We start from the raw sequence: 20,799 nt of genomic DNA, 5'->3' as shown, positions 1-20,799 counted from the left end.
TCATCAAACAAGGAATCGGGTATTGCGCGCCATGTACCTGTACTCAACCATGAATTGCCAGTGGACAATAACGGGACCACGGCATATTTGGGGATTAGCGTGAATACCCTGCGTGTGCTGGTCGTGGAAGACGACATCCGTCTGGGCAATGCACTCAGCACCGCGCTCCGCCGTCAGGGCTACGACGTCCTGCGCGCGGTGAGCGCGGCCGAAGCACTCGATGCGCCGGCCGTGGATCTGATCCTGCTCGATCTGGGACTGCCCGACGGCGACGGGGTCGACATCTGCCGCAAGCTGCGCCGGAACGGCGTCGATGTCGCCATCATCGCCGTCACCGCTCGCGGCGAGGAGCGAGACCGGGTGATCGGGCTCCGCTCCGGAGCCGACGACTACCTGGTCAAGCCCTATTCGCTGGCCGAGCTCGGGGCACGCATCGAGGCCGTGATCCGCCGGGTCCGGCCGCGGCCCAAGCCGGTCATCGACGTCGACGGCCTCCGGCTCGACCTGGCCGCTCACACGGTCGCCAGGGCGGGACAGCCGATCGTCCTGGCGCGCAAGGAGTTCGCTCTGCTGGCCTGTCTCGTCCGGACGCCCGGAATGGTCGTCCCCAGGGAGCGCCTGCTCCTTGACGTCTGGGGTACGGCGTGGCGAGGCGTGGGCCGCACCCTCGACGTCCACATGGCGACCCTGCGTAACAAACTCGGCGAACCCGCCGTGATCGAAACGGTCCGCGGCGTCGGCTATCGGCTGGGAGGGAACGCTTCCTAGCCGATGAAGATGAAGTCGCCTTTAATTCATATTCGTCTGTTTTATGGTGACACGCCGATCGAGATCCCCCACTCGCCGGGGTGATCACCCGAAAATTGGATCATGACAGAACCGGTCAGGACCCGGGAGATCGACCCCGGCGAGGCCAATCGATCGCCGCGCGACGACCGGCGGATCGGCGGGCCGGCGAGGGCCGTCCGCCACCATGGCGACGGCGGGGTCACGAGGTCCTCCATCCTGGCCACGGCGCATGTGAAAGACCGAACGCGACGTTGATTCGGCACCGGCAGCCACGGGAGGACCGCTCATGCGCAGGTCGTTCGGGATGGTATTCGCGATCGTACTGGTCACGGGGTGCCAGGGCTCCGAGGTGATTTCCGCCCCGGAGGGCCTGATGCGGATCGGAACCGGCAACGCGGGCGGCGTCTACGCCGTCTACGGGGAGGGCATGGCCGAGGCGGTCCGGGAGAACTTCGCTCAGGTGACCACCGAGGTCGTCGCCAGCGACGGGTCGGTGGAGAACATCACCATGGTCACCTCGGGGAAGGTCGAGGTCGGATTCGCCCTCGCGGATGTGGCGGCCGACGCGGTCGCGGGCCGGCCGCCGTTCACCGAGCCGCAGCCGATCGTCGCGCTCGCCAACCTTTATGAGAACTACGTGCAGTTGGTCGTGCGCGACCACGGCTCCATCAAATCGCTCCAGGACCTCTCGGGCAGGCGGATCTCCGTGGGCTCACGGGCGTCCGGTACGGCGGTGGTGGCCGAACGCATCCTCAACGTGGCCGGGCTCGGCAACGACGTCATCCGCCGGAATCTGGACATCAAAATGTCGGCCCGGGCGCTGGCGGAGAACGAGATCGACGCTTTCTTCTGGAGCGGCGGCCTGCCCAGCGATGCCATCACCCAGCTCATGCACGGCACGGACGTGCGGCTCATCGACCTGAAGGAGGTCGCGCAGCCCCTCATCCGCGCGCACGGAGAGCTCTACACCGAGACCACGGTTCCCGCCTCGGTCTACGGGCTGTCCAGCGCGGTGACGACCGTGAGCGTGCCGAACTATCTCGTCGTGGGACGCGACATGCCCCTGACCAAGGCCTACTGGCTGACCAGGCTGCTCTTCGACGAGCAGCAGAAGCTGGCACAGACCCATCCGGAGGGGCACCATCTCGACCAGTGGACGGCGATCAGAACCTATCCGCTGGAACTGCATGAGGGCGCGGCCCGCTGGTACCGCTCGGTGCACCGCTGACGGACAGGCGGATGAGGACCTGGAACCCGCGGGGCTCCCTGGCGGACAGCTCCATCGAGCCGCCGCATTCCTCGACCAGGGTGCGTGTGATCGCCAGTCCCAGGCCCGTTCCCGGCACGTTCTGGTGGCGCGGGCTACGCCAGAACCGCTCGCCCGCCCGGGCGAGTTCGTCCGCCGTGAGCCCCGGCCCTGAGTCGCACACGCGGATCTCCACGAAGTCCTCGCAGCTCTGGGCCGAGATCGCCACCGAGCAGCCGCGGGCGAACTTCAGCGCGTTGTCCAGCGGCCCGTCCAGCGCGTGCCCGAGGAGGCCGGGAAGATAGATGGCGGTGATCTCGTCCGGCACGTCGATCGACAGCCCGGTGCCCGAGCGGGCGTAGGCGGCCTGCCAGGCCTGCACGCGTGACCGGACCACCGCGGACACGTCCACCGGCAGCGGCATCGTCTGGATGGCCTCGGCCCGCGCGAGCTGGAGCAGCGATTCGATGACCTCGTTGAGCCGGTCCACCTCTTCGAGGGCGGACTGAAGCTCCGTACGGCCGTCCGGATCGCCGTCCGAGAGGTACGAATCGGCGTTCTCCAACCGTATTCGCAGCGCCGTCAGGGGAGTGCGCAGTTGGTGCGTGGCCTGGGCGACGAAGGCCCGCTGGTTACGCGCGGCGGCGGTGACGTTGTTGGCCATCGCGTTGAAGCTCGCGGCAAGCTGCCGGAGCTCGGGCGGTCCGGTCCGGTCGGCGACCCGTACGGCGGTCCTGCCACACCCCACGGCATGGGCGGCCCTGTTCAGGTTGTGCACCGGACTGAGCACCCACCGTACGACCAGAACCGCCGCGACCAGCGCTATGACCAGCAGAGCGGCCACCCCGAGCCCGAGACCGATGAGACGGTCGGCGACCCTGATCCGGGATTTTGTGGTGGGCGATATCGTGACCGCCGCGCCGAGGACCCGGCTGTCGCGAACGATCGGCTCGGCGATGACGTACGGCCGATCGTCCCACGGCCAGAGGACGTGCGGACGCCTCGCCGGCTGACCGGCGAGCGCGCGGAGCAGGGGTGTCTCCACTCCCGGGATCACCGCGGTCAGCCCCTCCCTGGACGAGGAGATGACCAGCCCATCGGTGTTCAATATGAGGATCGGTGTCGCGTACAGCTCGTCGTAGCGAGCCATATCGGCGGTCAGGCGCTGGGTGCGCCCGGTGGAGAGCGTGGATTCCGCCTTGTCGGCGAACCGGGCCGTGTCGTTGGCCCGGCTGATGAAGAGCTCCTGGGATTCCTCCTCCGCGCTGATCAGCGCGAGCGGCAGCCCGAATGCGACCATCAAGCCGGTGATCAGCCCGATGACAATGATCAGCAACCGCCTGCGCATGCCGTCTCCCTCGTGAGGCCACAGACCGGGTCGGTCGTTGTTGTCGTCCGTGTCTCGTTCACGGGCGCTGCCGCGAGGTCACTCGTCGTCCGGCAGCGCGTCCTCGAGACGCCAGCAGACGATGAGGTGAGGCATGATCTTGTGGGTCGTCCAGGCCGCGACCATGAACATGAAGGCCGCGGCCGTGGGGATCCGCAGGATGGAGTGACCGACCGACATCACGGCCACCACCGTGGTGGCCGACCCGAGCATCCAGTTGCTGCCGCGATGGGCGAGGGCGTAGACGTGCCGGTGTTCGGCCAGCTGGCGCTCGTCCAGATTCTTCTCGGCCAGGCTGACCACACCCTCGGACGCCACGATGAGCACCGAGAACACCCCCGCGTAGATCACCAGAGCGACGCCCGTGAGGCCCAGGGTGATCCATCTTGCCGTGGTACTGGGCGCCAGGAACCAGCACACGACCGCGCCGGCCCAGATCATCGCCAGCGCGGCGGAGCCCAGGGCGGCCGTGATCCGGCGGCCCTGGCGGGTGCCGTACCACTTGGGCCGCAAGACGCGCCTGACGTCCTCGACCTGCTTGCGGTTCAGCTCGTTCATGATTTCACTGCCTCGCTTCCAAGCCGGGGGAACGACTTGAGGGAGAAGACGACTTCCATCGGCACATCGAAGTACTCGGCGATACGCAGGGCGAGAAAGAGGCTGGGACTGTACTCACCACGTTCGAGATAGCCGACCGTCTGGTAGTGGATGCCCAACGCGCCGGCCAGATCCTTGCGGGAGACTCCCCGCTCCACCCTGAGCATCGAGATGCGGTTGTGCACTTCTTCGGCGGACATCGCAGTGATCTCCCGGCTCTCAGGAACTCTGCGCGGCCAGTTGTCGCTCGGTGAGTCGCGATCCCGACTCCCGCCGGGTGACCCGCCGGATCAGCCAGGGAGCGATCAGCATCCCGACGACGGCCCACGCCGTCAGCACGCCGGCGACCTGCGGAAGCCTCCAGCTTTTCCCGATCTCCACGGCGAGCGTGGAATCGGGCAGGAAAGCCGAGCGCAGGCCGAGTCCCTGCCAGTACAGCGGGAACACCTGGGCGATCGAGTGGACGATCTCGGGCATGTAGGTCATGGGCAGCATAACCCCCGACGTGATCATCAGACCCATCAAGGGGAAGATGAGGATGCCGGCGGCGGTCTTCGGGCCGGGCAGCAGGGAGCCGATCGCCGCTCCCAGGGGAACGACCGCGAGGGTGCCGAGCAGCAGCACCCACGTCAGGGTCAGCCAGTCGTGCGGCAGCGTGACCCCGCCCACGATCACGCCCGTGGCCAGGATGAGCACGCTCTGCACGACGATCTGGCACATCAGGGTGGTCGCCCGGCCCACGAGGTAGGCGGGGATCCCGCCCGGGATGGTGCGCAGCCGCAGCAGCGTCCCCTCCTCGCGGTCGGTGGTGAGGGCCATCGGAAACGTCATGAGACCGGCGCCGAAGACGGTGAAGGCCAGGAACCCGGCCGTCATGAACGTGGCGGCGTTCACGTTCGCGCCCTCCACCGGGGTGTCGCCGACCCACAGGATCAGCCCGGCGAAGACCCCGACCGTGCCGATCATGCTGGTGATCAGTTCTTTGCGGTCCTTGAGCAGGTGCGTGTGCTCGGCCCAGCCGCGACGTACTCCGATGCGCAGGATTTTCAGGTTCACGACGCCCTCCCGATCAGGTTCAAGTAGCTCTCCTCCAGCGACGGCCGACGGATCGTCAGCCCCGGCACCGGCCCGTCGAACCGCTGGTGCAGCTCCCACGCCACCTGTGACGGATCGGGCGTGGTCAGGACCTGCTCGCGGCCGTCCTCCAGCCACAGCACGTGGGACTGGGTGTTCACGGCCTCCGCGAGCTCGCTCGGAGTCCCGCAGACGGCCACCTGCCCGTCGACCAGGATCGCCGTCCGGTGCGCCAGCTTCTCGGCCTCCGCCAGGTCGTGAGTGGTGAGGAGCACGGTCATGCCCTCGGCGGTCGCCAGCTTCGTGATGAGCCGGTGGAACTCCTGGCGCGCCTCCGGATCGAACCCGGTCGTCGGCTCGTCGAGGAACAGCAGCTCGGGGCGGCCGATGATGCCCAGCGCGACGTCCAGCCGGCGGCGCTGCCCGCCGGACAGGCGGCCCACCCTCTGCCCGGCCTGCGCGGTCAGTCCGATCGCGTCCAGCAGCTCATCGGGGTCGTGCGGGTTGTCGAAGAACTCCGACATGTGAGCGAGGAGCTGGCGGGTGCCCCATCTGTTGTGGTCGCGCCAGGCCTGGAGGACGACGCCGAGTTTTGACCGCCACGCCTCGGTGCTCCGCTCGGGGTCGATCCCGAGCACGCTCACCTCACCGGAGGACCGGCGCCTGAAACCCTCCAGGATCTCGATCGTGGTGGTCTTTCCCGCTCCGTTGGGGCCGAGCAGCGTGAAGATCTCTCCACGCTCGACGTTGAGGTCGACTCCTCGTAGCACTTCGACTGCGCCATAGTTCATCCGCAGTCCACGGATTGTGATCACAGTACTCATGCCTAGGAACGTAGTAGACCTACTACATTTAATCAAGGGTCAGATATGAAAAGCCGTATATCTGTGCTGGGCGCTCTGTCGCGCAGAACCGTGTTCCTCGACGGGTTCCTCGCCGACGGGCAGACGGACCCGCGACGCGGGATTCGAGACCCTTGGGGGTCGCCCACGGGCGCCATGACGACCATGACGGCAGAGCCGGAAGGACACGGCTCAACGAGACAGGGCCTGATCTCCGGGTCAGCGGTGGCCGGCCATGTCATCGAGATGGACCTCCGTGACGGTGAGGCCGGTCTCCGCCACGAACCGGCCGGGATCGATGTCCCCCAGGACCACGCCGGCCAGGTGCGGTGTGCCGTACAGCTCGGCTCCGGCCCCGGCCACGTCCGCCACCGGCACCTCGCGGAGCAGGCCGGGGAGCCGTTCGAGCCAGCTGGGTTCCAGGCCGGAGGACACCGTCTGGCGGAGCAGGTCGGCGAGGACGGCCGGGGAGTCGAAGACCGACAGCAGCTGCGCGGCGCAGAACTCCCGCGCCAGGTCCACCTCGGTGGCGGAGGGAGGATCGGCGGCCAGTCTGCGCGCCTCGTCGCGGATGTCGTCAAACGCGTCCTTGACGAGCCCGTTCGGGATTCTCGCCCGTACGTACGCCCGGTGCGTGTCGAGGAAGGTCTCCCTGCCCGCGTACGCCTCATACGCCGCCGGACCCCGCCTCGCGATCCGGGTCACCAGCCGCGAACGCATGTAACTGCCGAAGATCGCGGTGGCGAGGTAGCGCGCCGGTTCGCCGGCCCTCTCCGGCGGTCGCACCGTGCAGAGGGTCACGTGAACCTCGGTGAGCCCGCCCTGCCGCAGGGCGAGAAGATCCCCGGTTCCGCGCAGCGCGAGCCGGGGAGGCGGGGAGAGGTCAGCGGCCCACCAGGCGAGGAGAGCCTTCTCGACGCCTGCGGTGAAGCTCACCGGATCGAGGTCGCCGACCGCGACAAGGGACGCGCCGAGCGGGCTCATGATGGAACGGTGCAGCTCCGCGAGATCGACGGGGCCGTCGGCGGCGGCCCCGGTCAGCCAGTGACGGCGCAGCGCGTCGTCACCGGTTCGGTGGGGGAGACGGCCACGCCGGGTCAACGCCCCGGGGGGCGGCACGACGGGCTGGGGAAAGACCGTGGGGGCGACCACGCCGGCCAGGATGTTCAGCCAGTCGTCCAGCCGCGCGCGCGGGGCGTGGCCGGTCACGTCCAACCACTGCCCGTCGGTGGACAGCAGGAACTCGCCGCCGATCGCCTGCGCCAGCCGGGCAGCCCCGGTGCGGACGCCGATCAGGTGGACGAGGAGCTCCAGGTGATCGGGGCAGGCCCAGCCCTGTGTCCTGAGCGGCACCCGTAGCCGCATCTCGACCAGGGGCGCGCGGGCGTCGCGGACGGTGACCAGGCGCAGGCCGCTGTTCAGCACGGTGTCGGACAGACCCTCGAGCCTCGGTTCCCGCCGCGCCCGGAGAAGGGCGGGCAGCGGCCGTGGCCCGGCCGGAGTGCGGGCGAGCCGTACCGCGTCGCGGTGGACCGCCGGGGGTCCGGGACGCTCGTGCGGCGGGGCGGTCGCCGGTCGCGGCCGGATCCGGTCCGCGGCGGGCTCGATGACAAGAACCGCCTTGTGGGCGGATCGCAGGGATCGGGCCGCCCGCGCGACCTGGGAGGGGGACACCTTCGCCAGGAGACCCGGCAGCTCGTCGAGGAGCTCGCCCCGTCCGAAGAGCACCTCCAGCCGGCCAAGGGCGCGGCCTCGGGTCTGGAGGTCGCTGTGCTGCCGATGGTGTTCGGAGATCAGGACGCGGACGGCCTCGTCCACGGCGTCTGCGATCTTCCCGCCCTCGGCCCACTCGTCCCAGCGTTCGTTCACCGCCGCCACCAGTTGCTCCGGCGTGACACCCGGCGCGAGGAGGGACGCGAGGACGAGCGTGTCCGGATCCCTCGCGTCCAGCAGGCCGAAGAAGCCGCAGCTGCTGTCGGGGCGCGGCCATCCGGGGTCGGCCAGCCCCCGCTGGGCCAGGAGCCTGGCGAGCACGACGTGGGCGAGGTAACCAGAAAGATCGTCTTCCGGGTTCGGCAGCCTGTAGCCGAGCGCGACGGCGGGGGCGGGGATCCCGGGCTCGGAGCACCTCGCCCATCGGTCGGCCGCCGGCTCCGGCTCACGGAGGTCGGGCGGAGGCGGGAGCGGTCGCGCGCGGATGTCCCCGAAGTGGTGCTCGATGAGGCCGCGCGCGTGCTCCGGGTCGAAATCGCCGACCAGGGTGAGCACGGCGTTCGCCGGAGCGTAGTAGGCGTCGAAGAACTCGGCGCAGTCGTCGGGCGTCGTCCGGCGGAGCAGTTCCACGTCTCCGTAGCCGTCGTGCGCGTTGGCGAAGGTGTCGTAGAGAACCTCGGGCATGAGCGGCCAGGGAAAGCCCCCGTAGGGCCGCCCGACCGTGGCCTGCCGGATCTCCTCCTCGACCCCGCTCAGCTGCTCGGCGAGACTGCCGGAGGTGAACCTCGGCGCCCGCATGCGGTCGGCCTCGCTGAAGAGCGCCTGCTCCAGGGCCGACGCCGGGACGACCTGGTAGTAGTCCGTGAAATCCTGGTGGGTGCTGCCGTTGGCCGTGCCGCCCAGCCGGTGCACGTGGTCGTAGAAACGGCCGTCCGGCAGACTTTCGCTGCCGCGGAACATCAGGTGCTCGAAGAGGTGCGCGAACCCTTCCCTGCCCGGTGGCTCGACCCGGAATCCCACCCCGTAGTGCACGGTCACCGCGACACGCGGCGTTCCGTACCACGGTGCGAGGAGCACTCGCAGACCGTTGGGCAGGGTCATCCTGAGCAGCTCGGATCTCGACCGATCACCGGTCATCGGCGCGGTACCTCCATGTCACAGATCAATGAGAAAGCTCAGAAAAGACGCGTAGCGCTCGACTTCGGAGGGATTCCACCCGACGTAGGCGGTGTAGTCGTGGAGGTGCAGCGCGATGCGCACGGCCGCCATGTGGTTCCACTCAGCGCCGAGATCGCGTCCGTACCCGTCCACCAGCGCGTCGGTGAGGCGCTGCCAGAGCCGGGGCTCGCCGCCCAGCTGCCAGGTGAGCTCGACGATCTCACCGATCACCCAGCCGAGATCGGCGTACCACGGGGTCGCGCAGAGGTCCTCGCCGATGAGCAGCTCGGCGACGCCCGAAGACGGATCGAGCACCAGCGACCCCAGCCCGGGGGCGCCGTGCGCCACTACCACGTCTCCGTCCTCGACGGCCCGGGCGGACCAGGCACGCAGCGTGCTCCAGCGGGCCGGTCCGAGCCGCTCACGCAGGACGGCTCCCGCCTGCGCGGCCCGCACCTGGAGCGCGCGGCCCTTCAGCCAGTCGTCGATCCGGGCCAGCCCCCGCGAGGTCGACGGTGGTCGATCATCGGAGGGCGTCAGCGCGTGCAACGCGGCGAGCGCGCGGCCCATGCCACGCAGCGCGGGTTCGAGATCCGGGTGGAGTCCCTCCCGGAGGAGGTGACCGGCGACCGACTGCTCGCCCGCGACGTGATAGATCCGTGCCTCTCCCCGGGACAGGCCGGGAACCGGCCTGGCTCCGCCCGCGGTGCCGAGCGCCGCGAGCCGGGCGTCCAGTTTCGGGTTCGCCGGCGAGAACGGCGCCGGGGCGAGCGGCCCCGGATACCTGGTCCAGACGAACCCGCCGCCCTCGACGGCGGAGATCGTCGTCTGGAGCAGCCCGGTGCCGAAACGGTCCACCTCCACCGGAGTGACGGCCGCCGTCATGTCCGTCCGCATCTGGGTGGCGGCCGCCGTCATGTCCGTCCGCATCTGGGCGGTGGGCGCCGTCATGCCCGCACCCGGTCCGCGAGGGACGCCACCGCCGGCCGTGCGGCGCCCGCCCCGGTGGCGAGTTCGAGGCGGCGCTGCTCCACCAGTTCGAGGACGTCGGGCATCAGCGCGGGCACCCAGGCGTCCTCCTGACCGGTCGTCACGCTCGCGCCGGGTCGTGGCGGCGCCACGGCCACGTTGCGCCGGGCGTGCAATGCCGTCCAGTGCAGCTGGTAGGCGGCGCTGTCCAGGCCGCCGGGCGGCAGCGCGGGCGCCAGGACGACGGGCACGGTGGCGCACTGCGCGGCGAGCATCGCGGGCGTGTCGGCGAGGCCGAGGGCCAGCCGGGCGATGAAGTTCAGCGTCGCCGGATAGACCACGATCGCCTGCGCCCACCGCTCCCACTCGACGTGCCTGGCCACGCTCTCGTCGTCGGGCCACGCGTCGAGGAACACCTCGCCCCCGCTACGACCGGCCAGCGCCACCCTGGTCACGAAGCGTTCGGCGCTGCGGGTGACCACCACCCGGATCTGGAGATCCGGGTAGGAGGCGCGGAGCCACTCCACCCAGAACGGCAGGTCTGCCGCCGAGACCGATCCGGTGACGACCAGTAGCATCCGTGAGATCCCCAGCTCGGGGACGCCCTGATACTCGAACGGCCGCGGGCTCACGCCGCGACCTCCCTCAGGATCGCTTCCAGCTCGGCCAGCGCCACGGGCAGGCCGTACAGCTGGCAGACCCCGGTGATGTTCAGCACGATCTCGTCCACCCCGGCCGTCCGGTACTCCTGCAGCGCCGCCCGCAACTCGCCGGGGTCTCCGCTGACAAAGGCGTTGCTCGCGACCACGCCCTTGGCCGTCACGGCGAGGTTGTCCGGATCGACCTCGATCCCCGACCTGCGGAGCATGTCCTGGTAATGAGGCATGGAAAGGTGGCCGGAGTTGGCCGCCAGCACGAGTTCGGCCGGGTCGCGATCGGGCGCGCTCAGGGCCACGGGCACGATCGCCGCGAGCCGGGGCATCGGCCGCCCGGCCGCCCGAGCGCCCTCGCGGAGGGCGGGCACGATCACGTCTCGCAGGTAGCCCGCCGGTGTGAGCCAGGTGATGGCGACGTCGGCGAGCTCTCCGGCCAGCCGTGCCATCGCCGGCCGCAGCACCCCGAGGCCGAGCTCCACCGGGGGGCCGGGCTGCCAGCCCATGTTGATGCGGCAGGAGAAATACTCACCCTGGTGTTCCACGGCCTGCCCGGCGAGCAGCCCGCCGACGATGGTGAGATATTCGCGCACCGCGGTCAGCGGGCTGGCGTAGGGGGCGCCGAGCACGCTCTTCTGCAGCACGGCCGCGCCCGGTCCGAAGCCGGCCACCACCGGATGCCCCGTCGTCACCGCCAGCGACCGAGCCTGCAGCGCGGCCTCAAGGGGGTGCCGGAACGGCATCAGCGTCACGCCTGTCCCGACCGGCACCCGGAAGCCGGAGGCCGCCGCGTAGGTGAACGTCTGGTGCGGTTCGAGGATCAGCGACTGGCCCTGCCAGAGTCTCGTGGCCGCGCTGTGCTGCACCAGGGCCGCCACCGGCAGTACGTGCTCGGGCCGGGTCGGCATGAAGGGCAGCAGGACGGAGAAGGTGGTCACGCGCCGGCCCCGTTCGCTCCGGCGAGCATCGCCTCCGGAGCCCTCAGCAGCTGCCCGCTCACCAGCTCGATGTATTCGGGGGAGTTGCCGAGCAGTTCGGCGTGGGTCCCCTCGGCGACGACCCGCCCCCGGTCCAGGACGATCACCTGGTCGGCGTGCTGGACGGTGGAGATGCGGTGCGCGACGACCAGCACCGCCCGGTCCCGCGCGAGCTCGTCCACGACCTCGCGCAGTTTCCCCTCGTTGACGCTGTCCAGCTGGGAGGACGGTTCGTCCAGCAGTACGAGCCGGGCGTCGGTGAGTGCCGCCCTGGCCAGCGCCACGCGCTGGCGCTGGCCGCCGGACAGGTCGTTCTCCCCGCCCAGCACCGTGTCCAGCCCATCGGGCAGGCGCAGGATCTCCTCCTCCAGACCGACCTTGGCCAGCGCCGGCAGCAGCACCTCGTCCGGCAGCAGGTCGCCGTGACCGAGGGAGAGGTTGGCGCGAATGGTGTCGCGCAGCAGCGTGAAGGACTGGTCGACGTAGGCGATCTGGCTGCGGAGCGTGTCCGTCGGGATCCGGGTCATGTCCTGGCCGAAGACGCGCACCTGGCCGGACTCGGGGGTCACGAAGTGCTCGACCAGCCCGAGGATGGTGGACTTGCCCGCGCCCGAGAGCCCGACCATCGCGGTCAGCCCGGAGGAGGGAACCGTGAAGTCCACTCCGTGCAGTACCGGCTGGTCGCCGTAGGCGAAGGTGACCTGCTCGAACTGGATGGCCGGGGTGCCGGGGTGAACACTCTCCCCGCCCGCCTCCGCGACCGTGCCCATCTCCAGATCCTCGTTCTCGATCGGAAGCGTGAACAGCTGGCTGAAGCGCTGGCGGGCCACCAGTCCGGCCTGGATGTTGGAGGCGCCCGAGGCCGCCAGGATCAGCGGCGCGGTGAGCTGCAGGAGATAGAGCAGGAACGCCACGAACTCGGCGAGGGTCAGCTCGCCGGAGAGCAGCCGGGCGCCTCCGCCGACGAGGACGGTCAGGAGCGCGACCTGCTGCCCCAGGTTGATCACCGGGATCATCAGCGACTCCATGCGGGCGACCTGGACGCCGAGCTTGGCCAGGTGCTCCGCCCTGTCCGCCAGGGTTCGCGTCACCCGGTCCTCGGCCCGATAGGCCTTGATGATCGTCAATGCGTCCAGGGCGGTGATGAACTGCTGGGTCAGCTCTCCGAGGTTCTCCTGCATCGCCCCGTACTTGCGCCGCAATCCCATGATCACGGCGATGATGATTCCCACGGCGACCGTGAAGCCGCCCATCGTGATCAGAAGAAGCACCCAGTCGAGGAACCCCATGATGACCAGGGTGCCCACCAGGGTGATGAGCGCCATCGGCAGTTGGATCGGCCCGATGTCGATCGCACCCTTGAGCTGCATCGCATCCGAGGTCAGCCGGGTGGCCAGGTTTCCGTTGCCCTCCCGGCGCGCGTCGGACAGCCGCAGGTCCAGCGACTTGCGCATGGTCTGGATCCGCAGCCGGCAGATCAGCCGCTCACCCAGCCTCGACAACAGGTAGGCCGCCAGCGTGCCGGCCAGCGCCGCGCCCAGCCCGACCCCGACCATGGTCAGCGCCGGCCAGGTCAGGCCCTTGTTCGCCTGGACCGTCCCGACCAGTGCCGCGACCACCAGTGGCAGCGAGAGGGTGGCCGCCGCGGAGAGGAGCGCGAGCACCCCGATGGCCAGCACCTGGCCGTACCTGCCGGAGACCAGCTCCCGCATGATCTTCAGGTCTCCGGGTGGGAACTCCCTGCCCGGATTCGCGTCGCTGACAGATTTCATGACATCCCGCCTTCCCGGGCATCGCGCATGGCCGCTCGGGCCTTGACGATCCCGCCGTGTTGGAGGAGCCCTCCGCTGTAGATCCGGGCACCGACCCGGAGCAGCGCCACGATCGCCACCAGCGTGAGAACCACCGCGACGGTGATCTCCCACCAGGGCACCTGCTCGGTCGCCATCCGGACCGGCATGACCGACGACGACAGCCCCGGTACGAGTGAGAGGATCCGGGTCAGTGTGTCGTTCACCCCGGAGAACGGCACGAGTGCGGCCAGGAGGCTTATGGTCTGCAGGAAACTCACCGGGCCGGCCGCGTGCTGGATGTCCTCCTGCCGGGAGATCAGCGATCCGGCCACGGCCCAGAGCGTGGCGAAGAGGAAGTAACCGGGGATGAACCAGGCGATGACCAGCGCCCCCATGCCGATGGCGTCCGCGGGTGCGTCGACGAGGCCGACGAGCAGCGCGACGGTCAGGCCGCCTGCCACGATCGCGGTGATCTGCGTGAGCGCGACCACTCCGATCCCGAGGACCTTGCCCGCCAGGAGGTGCCAGGCCTTGACCTTCGCCAGCAGGATCTCGACGATGCGGTTGGATTTCTCCTCAAGCACGCCCTGGGCTATCCCCTGGCCGAACATGAACATCAGGAAGAACAGCACCATCACCCCGATGGCGGCCGTCGTCGTGCGCTGGGCGGTACGGTCCGCGTCCGGTTCCAGCGCTCTCACCGTCGGCGGTGCCACGTTGAGCACCGCGGAGACCTCCGGCTCGCCGAGCCCCCTGCTCCGCAGCCGATCGGCCAGGGCGACCGCCCGGTGCGCCTCCCGCACGGGCGCCGCCAGGGAGTCGGGGATCTTCTCGAGGACGACGACGTCCTGTCCGTTGAGCAGCGCCGCGTCCACCTCGCCCTCACGGACCGCGGTCAGCGCGACGTCGGCGGTGCCGTACGGCACGGCCTCGATCACCGATCCCCGCGCGTCCGCCTGTGCCCGCAGCGCCGCGGTGAACTCCGGCTGCGTGCCGACGACGCCGAGCCTGGAGGGGCGGGCGTCGGGGGAGAAGAGGGTCTGGACTCCGAGCGAGGCGGAGAACACCACGACCATCAGGGTCAGTGAGATCCACAGTTCCTTGCGCTGGAACTGGGTGACGATCTCGCGACGGGCGATCATCCGGATCAGGGTGAATCCGGTGGGTGGTCTGTTGTGCTCCATCTCCGGGCGCGACTGCGTCGTCTCCGTCATCTGCGCCGTCATGTCGTCACCGTGTCCCGGAAGACCTCCGCGAGCGTCGATTCGCGCCGGCCGAAGTATTCGAGGTCTCCGAGGGCCTGGGCGGCGGCGAGCACCTCGCGGACGTCGGTTTCCGGTCCCACTTCCAGGGTGACCATGTCCTCCCTCTCGGTGACGATCTTGACCCCGGGAAGCGTGCGCGCCCAGTTCTCCGGGGCGCCGGTCAGGGCGATCTGCAGCTGACGGCGACCGGTGTTCCGCCGGAGTTCGGCCACGGTCCCCTCGGCCACCAGGGCGCCGTCGCGGATGATCCCCACCCTGTCGCAGAGCCGTTCGACGAGGTCCAGCTGGTGGCTGGAGAAGATCACCGGGGTGCCGCGGCGGCTGAACTCCGTCAGCGCGTCGGCCATCGCGTCCGTCGCCACCGGGTCCAGGCCGGAGAAAGGCTCATCCAGGATCAACACGTCGGGGTCGTGGATCAGCGCCGCGATCAGCTGGATCCTCTGCTGGTTGCCGAGCGAGAGCCGCTCCAGCGGGTCCTTGGCCCCCATGTCCACGCCGAGCCGTTCGATCCACTCGTCCGCGCGGCGCCTGGCGACCTCCGTGCGGACCCCGCTGAGCTGCGCGAAGTAGACGAGTTGGTCGCGCGGGCGCATCTTGCCGTACAGGCCCCGCTCCTCGGGCATGTAGCCGATGCGGCGGCGGATGCCGGCGTCTATCTCCATGTCGTTCCAGAGAACCCGGCCCGCGTCCGGGGACAGTACGCCCAGCGCGATCCGCATCGCGGTGGTCTTGCCGGAGCCGTTCGCCCCGCAGAAGCCGAAGAGCTCGCCGGGCTTGACCGTGAAACTCAACCCGCGCAGCACCTGCTTGCCGGAGAAGCCCTTGGTGAGTCCGTCGAACTCAAGCATGTCCTGCTCCCCGCGGAGCCCCGAGGGCCGTGCCGGCGTCCGGGTTGAGGCCGGAGAACTCCATCAGGGACCGGACCGGAGTGTTCGGACCTTCCCAGGTGACCTGGAGCCCGGCTGATCTGCCCAGCTCGTGCAGCTGGTCGACGGTGCGCACCGGCGTCGCCACCGCGGCGGCCACGACCAGGTCGGTGCGGGCCGCGCCCGGTGCGGAGGGGGGGATCTCCATGCTGATCTCGGCGAGGAGCACCCTGCCCTCCGGCCCGGCCGCCGCTCCGCATGCGCGCAGGATGTCGACCGCCCGCTCGTCGTTCCAGTCCGCGAGGATCCCCGAGAGCAGATAGACGTCGTGGCCCGTGGGAAGCGGGTCGAAGAAGCTGCCCGAGAGGGACCCGCCCCGCTCGGCCAAGCCGGCCTGCGCGATCCTCCGCTCCGCGATGCGCGCGACGTTCGGCAGGTCCAGTACGGTGCCGTGCAGGTGAGGGTGTTGGGTGAGGAGCTCGATGAGGAGCGTCCCGTTGTTCCCGCCCACGTCCATGACGCGGCTTACGCCGCTCCAGTCGTAGCCCTTGATGATCAGCTCCGCGTCCCAGCCGATCTGGGTCGGGCCCTCTGCCTCCAGCGCCTGGACGAAGGCCGGATCATTGTTGATCTCGTCCCAGTACTCGCGGCCGAAGACGGCGGAATAGCACGGATCACCGGTCCGCACGGTGTGCAGAAGGCCAACGAGACCGAGCTCGACCCGGCCGAACAACCCCTCCGCGCTGAGGAACTGGCCGACGCTCTGCGGCGCGTCCCGCCGGAGCGGCTGCCCCAGGTCCAGGACCGTGTACACCCCCGCGTCGTCCACGCCGAAGACGCCGAGCTCGACGAGATAACGCAGGAGCTTTCCGAGCATGATGGGATGCGCACCCGTACGCTCCGCCAGCAGTTCCGCTGTCATGGAGTCTTCGGCGATGTGATCGGCGAGTTTCAGGGCCGCAGCGACACGGATCGCGTTCGGCCTCAGCAGGTCCGCCATGTCCAGCAAGATTTCGACGCTTGATCCGTTTGTCATTGTTGCGCCCTCTCGTCCCTCATATCTGGTGCGCACCGCCACATTTCATCGAGCCATGTAGGCTTTTCCACCGACCATGGCTCCGCAGATTCGCGCTGCGGAGCCATGATCAGTGTTCAAGTGGACGATCAGCCGCCACCCGGGCCGCCGGTCGTGATGTAGCTGAACGCGAAGCTCGCCAGAGCGCCGCAGAACGGAGTGGTCGCAGGGGCGTCAACCGCCGCGGCGACGTTCAGGTCCGAGATATCGGCATACGACCGGTATCCGGTGACCATCTCCTCAATCAACATCGTCTCCTTCATGTGAATTCACCTCCTTTCAGTAGTCGAGGTTCGGGGGTTTGCGGGGGCTCGGTGGTCGATCAGCAGCCGAGGCGGTAGGTGGCTCCGCCGGCGGCGCTGGCAGCGGCGCTGGCGCAGTACCACGAGCTGGCCACGCTGACCGCGACGGAAGCGGCGCACACGGGGGTGGTGGCGGGGGCGTCGACGCTTGCCGCGATGCTGAGCTCATTGGCGCTGGCGTACGCGTTGTAACCGGCGACGAGCTCCATCATCGAGGTGCCATTCGTCATCGTTCTCTTCCTTCTCTTCGGAGTGGCTGAAGCCAAAACAGGAAGGGCGTGCACTCACTTCCTGCAATCGCTTCAGAAGAGCGCCATGTCCTCTCGGGACGGCGCCTCCGACGAGGTCTGATTGCGAGCCGGATCGGCCGGATCGATATTGCTCTCGGCGAACCTTGCGAGAATCGCCGTCTCCCGGGCGGTGCCTTCCCTGGCACTGTCCAGAAGAGCCTGTGCCAGCACGCCGGCGCGGTGCTGCCCGAAACTGAGCCCCCGCATCGCCGGGCGGGCGTCATCGGGCTCCCACGCGATCGCGACCCCGGGACCGATTCGCCGGCAGAAGACCGAGACCTCCTCACCGACCCCGGGGCTCCCGCCGACCAGTTCGGCGAGTCCGGGGACGATCTGCCATGCCTCCGGTCCCAGGTAGACGACCAGGGCGTCACGCCGCGGATATATCAGCGACGAGGAGAGCACCTTCGCCCGATAGCGCGTCCGGTGCTCCTCCAGGTGGGTCAGGACACGCCCCCACACCGACGCCGCACTTCGCCGATCGCTCAGGTGCACGTACATCCGGAGCGTCTCGCGCGAATCCGCTCCCCCCGCGGAGCCGTCGGCCAGGAAAAAACCAGGCGACAGCGCGGGGCGTGACGGCGGCACCGCCAGCGTGACCTGCTGACCGGGCGCCCACGGTCCCGGCGTCTGAACCGCGTCCCGCGGGATCCAGACCCGTACGCCGTCCCACTGGACGAGCACGTCCGGCGTGACCTCGGTGACCTGCTCCGGCACGAAGCGGACGACCGCCGAGACCGTTGTCGTCGAGTGGGGTACGGCGGCGGCCAGCTCCTGCTCGAATCCCGCTTCCCTGAGCCTTCTCGGGACCTGGGTCCCGTCGCTCCGCATGCCGGCGTGCAGCACTTCATAAAGCGTCGAGGCAAGAAGCGACTGCAGTTCGCGGGGGTTTTCCGCGTTGAGGTCACGGTCGAATACCGTGGCCGTCAACTGATCTGTGGAAATCTTGATCTCGTCCAGCGCGGATATCAATGCGGCAGGCAGAGAAACAGTGCCAACATTCATTTCTATTCCCCCAGCCCTATCGTTGAGGCGAATTTACGCGGCTCAAGAAGTATCTTTCGCCCGATTCCGGCCGCAGCCCTTTCGATGCCGGATATTCTGGCCCGTTGAGGACTGCTTGCAATCATTCGGTCCAGCATGTGCCAACCGGCGAAAGCCGTCGCACGCTCGGCGAGTTCTGCGTCCACCTGCTTGCGCTTCCCCAGATAAGCGCGCCAGAAATTCTGCACCCTCGGTCGCAGGCGTTCGATTTTCTCGGCGCCCCGCCGGAGCACCGCATCATGGTCCAGGTCGATATCGATGAATACCGAGTCGCCACGGGAGGTCACGATGTCGAGAACGGATCGGTAGAGCCATTCTCCGGCGAAACTCCCGATGTCGCGAGCCGCGTCCGCGAGCCGGAACTCCTCCCAGTCCGCGATGTAGACGAGGTCGCGCACGATGATGAACTGGTCGACGCGGAGATCGCAGTGGGAAGGAACCCTCGGAGCCTCGCGCTCCCTGCGGCAGAGCTCCACGATCGCCTCGATCAACGCCGCGTCGTTCTGCAGGAGGCGCCAAACCTCCAGCTCAGCGAAGCTGAAGTTGTTGAACGCACGGAGTGTCAGGCCCTGCTGCAGCACGAGTGCCGGCAGGGTCGGGGCGGATTCGTCAAGCTCCTCCCCTTCCGGGGGGACACCGTCGTGCAGTGATCCGATCGCCTCACCCGCCGCCCGGGCCAACTCGTCGTCGAAGGTCTCGTCGACCATCAGCTTGGCGCCGCTCATCCCGGCGTCAACGAATTCGAAGGCTACGAGCCGGGCATCCATGTCGATTCCCAGAAATGCCGGGGATCGGAGAGCCGGTTTGTTGACCAGGCCGACGAAGTTTTCAAAGGAGAGCATGCGGCGCATTCTGGCTTGCACGTCGTCCGACGGCCCATCAAGCCGTTTGACGAACACTTTCCTGCCGCTGTCGGTGAGGCCTGCCCAGGTGTCGTTTCTGCCGACCGGAGCCGTCAGTGATTCGCGATGGAAGTCACCGGCTCCCAGCTTTCGCAGAAACAGGTCGACTTCGGGAACCAGGTCGAGGTTGATAGGTGCGAAACCAGGATTTTTTCCGTCCGAGCCAGATTCCTTTGAATCTCGGGAAGAAACATGGTCCATGGCCGTGCCGCCCATGATGGCCCTCCCTCACATTTTTGTGAGAACCGCGTGAAAAGCGGCTCGACGTGAAGGTACAAGTCGGGCAAGACGGCAATCAACGAATCTTTGGATCTCTTGAGGTAAATTTAATTATCGGTGTCACCGCGGGCGGCGGGGGCAGGGCCGGCGGAGCACGCGAATGCCGAGGCGATCGAGCGGGCGGTGCAGGTCACAGGTCGATCGCGTGCGGCGTGAGGTCGGCCCGATGCGCAACGAGGCCCCGCGGAACGGCGGTTCTACATCAAGTTCTCGGTGAGTACGCCGGCTCCGGGTGCCGTCTCATACGTCGTGGCGGGTCCGTCTGCCCAGAAGGTCCAGAGCCGCCTCGGACGGGCTGCCGGGCTCGGCCTGGAAGACGATGATTTTCTGGCCGGGGGTGCTGTCGATGGTCAGCACCTCCATGGAGGTGAACACGTCGCCGACCTCGCGGTGGTGGAAGCGCACGGGCGCGCGGGTCCTGGCCTCCACGTCGTGGCGATCCCACAGTCGGCGGAACTCCTCGCTTTCGCGTGACAGCTCCTCGACCAGTTCGATCACGAACGCGTCGGTGCCGGCCCCCGCCGCGGCCCGCAGGTGGGCCACCTTGGAATGGGTGTCGGTCTCCCAGTCCAGGTAGAACTCGCGTGCCGAGGGGTTGAGCAGGGCGAGCCGGAGCAGGTTGTCGTTGTATTCCAGCCCGTCGTAGAGAGCGGTGGCCATCTTGTTCTTGGCCAGCACGTCCAGCCGGTGGTTCACCACGTACGCCGGCGCGTGTTCCCAGCTCTCCATGAGCCGCACCACGTTCGGGTGGACCTGATCGACCGGGGCGACCGGTCTGCGCGTCGAGGACTGGGGGCGTGCGAGTGCGTACAGGTGCGCCGCGGCGTCGGGGCCGAGATCCAGCGCCTGCACCAGGGCGTCGAGCACCTGCATGGACGGATTGCGTTCGCGCCCCTGCTCCAGGCGGATGTAGTAGTCGTTGCTGACCCCGGCCAGCATCGCCACCTCCTCCCGGCGCAGCCCCGGAGTCCGGCGGTAACCGGAGTCCACCAGCCCCACCTGCCGGGGGGTGGTGACCTCACGCCGAGCGCGCAAGAACTCACCTAGGAGCTTATCGCGGTCCATTTCATCACCGTATGTCGCAAATCCACCAATAAGGTGGTCACATCACTCCCTGGTTCGACCATCGCGGTCCCTTCGAGCTTCCAACCGCGGCGTCCTTTCCTCAAGGAGGCGTCGGCCGGTGGTCTTGTTTCGGCATGGAACGGATCATCTGTGCCGGTCCGCCCGCTCGCGTCCTCCTCGCCGGATCGGCCGAACGCCTCGAAAGCTGGAGCTGACATTCGGTGACGGCGCATACAAGGTGGCCCGCCTGGGAAATGATGCCGTCATGACCTTCTCGGAAGCCCTGCCTGAGACCGACGAACAGATCCAGCGATACGTCGGGATGGACCTGATGGCCGCCAGAGCGGAGGCCGAGGCTGCCGGCTGGGCCGTCGTGCGTCTGCTTGAGGAGCACATGCCCCGCACGATGGACTACCGGTCGGACCGGATCAACCTCACCACCGATGGGACGACGGATCGTTTCAACGCCTCCAGCGGGACCGGCATCGTGATCGAGGTCGACAACGGCTGACG

General features: G+C 68.6%; 21 protein-coding genes. 3 read left to right on the top strand and 18 right to left on the bottom strand.

Annotation, left to right across the window (positions count from 1 at the left end):
* Nucleotides 1-108: 108 nt before the first annotated feature.
* Together DKM19_RS45220 and DKM19_RS45215 are read left to right on the top strand one after the other, a co-directional pair.
* The gene (locus DKM19_RS45220; RefSeq protein WP_239514540.1) at nucleotides 109-768 is read left to right on the top strand and encodes a response regulator transcription factor; all 660 of its coding nucleotides are present in this window, start codon (nucleotides 109-111) and stop codon (nucleotides 766-768) included.
* A gap of 307 nt (nucleotides 769-1,075) precedes the next feature.
* A complete protein-coding gene (locus tag DKM19_RS45215; protein ID WP_110704788.1) occupies nucleotides 1,076-2,017 on the top strand; it encodes a TAXI family TRAP transporter solute-binding subunit in 942 nt (313 codons plus the stop codon).
* On the opposite strand, the gene DKM19_RS45210 is transcribed toward DKM19_RS45215, so the two are convergent.
* The 18 genes from DKM19_RS45210 to DKM19_RS45130 form a co-directional block, all read right to left on the bottom strand.
* Nucleotides 1,953-3,383 (bottom strand): HAMP domain-containing sensor histidine kinase, encoded by a 1,431-nt coding sequence (locus DKM19_RS45210; RefSeq protein WP_110704787.1) that lies wholly within the window; start codon nucleotides 3,381-3,383, stop codon nucleotides 1,953-1,955. The two genes, DKM19_RS45215 and DKM19_RS45210, sit on opposite strands and share 65 nt — an antisense overlap.
* Before the next feature lie 78 nt (nucleotides 3,384-3,461).
* Nucleotides 3,462-3,980 (bottom strand): hypothetical protein, encoded by a 519-nt coding sequence (locus tag DKM19_RS45205; RefSeq protein ID WP_110704786.1) that lies wholly within the window; start codon nucleotides 3,978-3,980, stop codon nucleotides 3,462-3,464.
* A complete protein-coding gene (locus DKM19_RS45200; protein WP_110704785.1) occupies nucleotides 3,977-4,219 on the bottom strand; it encodes a helix-turn-helix transcriptional regulator in 243 nt (80 codons plus the stop codon). Before DKM19_RS45200 ends, DKM19_RS45205 begins: the two co-directional genes overlap by 4 nt.
* 19 nt (nucleotides 4,220-4,238) lie before the next feature.
* Complete coding sequence (locus DKM19_RS45195) at nucleotides 4,239-5,075, bottom strand: ABC transporter permease (protein WP_089210124.1); 837 nt, start codon at nucleotides 5,073-5,075, stop codon at nucleotides 4,239-4,241.
* Complete coding sequence (locus DKM19_RS45190; protein WP_239513941.1) at nucleotides 5,072-5,884, bottom strand: ABC transporter ATP-binding protein; 813 nt, start codon at nucleotides 5,882-5,884, stop codon at nucleotides 5,072-5,074. The genes DKM19_RS45195 and DKM19_RS45190 overlap by 4 nt, the downstream gene beginning before the upstream one ends.
* Before the next feature lie 270 nt (nucleotides 5,885-6,154).
* On the bottom strand, nucleotides 6,155-8,785 hold the full coding sequence (locus DKM19_RS45185) for a pitrilysin family protein (RefSeq protein WP_110704783.1): 2,631 nt from the start codon (nucleotides 8,783-8,785) through the stop codon (nucleotides 6,155-6,157).
* An 18-nt stretch (nucleotides 8,786-8,803) separates the two neighbouring features.
* Nucleotides 8,804-9,757, bottom strand: coding sequence for a phosphotransferase (locus DKM19_RS45180; RefSeq protein ID WP_110704782.1), 954 nt, complete (start codon nucleotides 9,755-9,757; stop codon nucleotides 8,804-8,806).
* Complete coding sequence (locus DKM19_RS45175; RefSeq protein WP_239513940.1) at nucleotides 9,754-10,407, bottom strand: flavoprotein; 654 nt, start codon at nucleotides 10,405-10,407, stop codon at nucleotides 9,754-9,756. The genes DKM19_RS45180 and DKM19_RS45175 overlap by 4 nt, the downstream gene beginning before the upstream one ends.
* On the bottom strand, nucleotides 10,404-11,366 hold the full coding sequence (locus tag DKM19_RS45170) for an LLM class flavin-dependent oxidoreductase (protein ID WP_239513939.1): 963 nt from the start codon (nucleotides 11,364-11,366) through the stop codon (nucleotides 10,404-10,406). Before DKM19_RS45170 ends, DKM19_RS45175 begins: the two co-directional genes overlap by 4 nt.
* Nucleotides 11,363-13,177, bottom strand: a complete 1,815-nt coding sequence (locus tag DKM19_RS45165; RefSeq protein WP_110704781.1) for an ABC transporter ATP-binding protein — start codon at nucleotides 13,175-13,177, stop codon at nucleotides 11,363-11,365. Before DKM19_RS45165 ends, DKM19_RS45170 begins: the two co-directional genes overlap by 4 nt.
* Nucleotides 13,174-14,424: an ABC transporter permease gene (locus DKM19_RS45160; RefSeq protein WP_110704780.1), complete on the bottom strand. Its 1,251-nt coding sequence runs from the start codon at nucleotides 14,422-14,424 to the stop codon at nucleotides 13,174-13,176. Before DKM19_RS45160 ends, DKM19_RS45165 begins: the two co-directional genes overlap by 4 nt.
* Nucleotides 14,421-15,311, bottom strand: a complete 891-nt coding sequence (locus tag DKM19_RS45155; RefSeq protein ID WP_110704779.1) for an ABC transporter ATP-binding protein — start codon at nucleotides 15,309-15,311, stop codon at nucleotides 14,421-14,423. Before DKM19_RS45155 ends, DKM19_RS45160 begins: the two co-directional genes overlap by 4 nt.
* Nucleotides 15,304-16,365 (bottom strand): methyltransferase, encoded by a 1,062-nt coding sequence (locus DKM19_RS45150; RefSeq protein ID WP_110704778.1) that lies wholly within the window; start codon nucleotides 16,363-16,365, stop codon nucleotides 15,304-15,306. The genes DKM19_RS45155 and DKM19_RS45150 overlap by 8 nt, the downstream gene beginning before the upstream one ends.
* Nucleotides 16,366-16,493: 128 nt before the next feature.
* Nucleotides 16,494-16,667: an LxmA leader domain family RiPP gene (locus DKM19_RS50310; protein WP_162642253.1), complete on the bottom strand. Its 174-nt coding sequence runs from the start codon at nucleotides 16,665-16,667 to the stop codon at nucleotides 16,494-16,496.
* Nucleotides 16,668-16,726: 59 nt separating this feature from the next.
* On the bottom strand, nucleotides 16,727-16,936 hold the full coding sequence (locus DKM19_RS45145; protein WP_110704777.1) for an LxmA leader domain family RiPP: 210 nt from the start codon (nucleotides 16,934-16,936) through the stop codon (nucleotides 16,727-16,729).
* 72 nt (nucleotides 16,937-17,008) lie between these two features.
* Complete coding sequence (locus tag DKM19_RS45140; RefSeq protein WP_162642251.1) at nucleotides 17,009-17,926, bottom strand: T3SS effector HopA1 family protein; 918 nt, start codon at nucleotides 17,924-17,926, stop codon at nucleotides 17,009-17,011.
* Between the two features lie 77 nt (nucleotides 17,927-18,003).
* Nucleotides 18,004-19,158 carry a class V lanthionine synthetase subunit LxmK gene (gene lxmK, locus DKM19_RS45135; protein ID WP_204358520.1) on the bottom strand — a complete coding sequence of 385 codons (1,155 nt, stop codon included), beginning with the start codon at nucleotides 19,156-19,158 and terminating at the stop codon, nucleotides 18,004-18,006.
* A 303-nt stretch (nucleotides 19,159-19,461) separates the two neighbouring features.
* The gene (locus DKM19_RS45130; RefSeq protein WP_239513938.1) at nucleotides 19,462-20,256 is read right to left on the bottom strand and encodes a helix-turn-helix domain-containing protein; all 795 of its coding nucleotides are present in this window, start codon (nucleotides 20,254-20,256) and stop codon (nucleotides 19,462-19,464) included.
* Between the two features lie 295 nt (nucleotides 20,257-20,551).
* Between DKM19_RS45130 and DKM19_RS45125 the strand changes: the two genes are divergently transcribed.
* On the top strand, nucleotides 20,552-20,797 hold the full coding sequence (locus tag DKM19_RS45125) for a hypothetical protein (protein WP_110704774.1): 246 nt from the start codon (nucleotides 20,552-20,554) through the stop codon (nucleotides 20,795-20,797).
* The last annotated feature ends 2 nt before the right edge of the window (nucleotides 20,798-20,799 follow it).

The organism is Streptosporangium sp. 'caverna' (assembly GCF_003203775.1).
In the GTDB taxonomy this organism is placed as follows: domain Bacteria; phylum Actinomycetota; class Actinomycetes; order Streptosporangiales; family Streptosporangiaceae; genus Streptosporangium; species Streptosporangium subroseum.
Note: the sequence above shows the minus strand (reverse complement) of the source record. Positions and strands in the feature narration are given on the sequence as shown.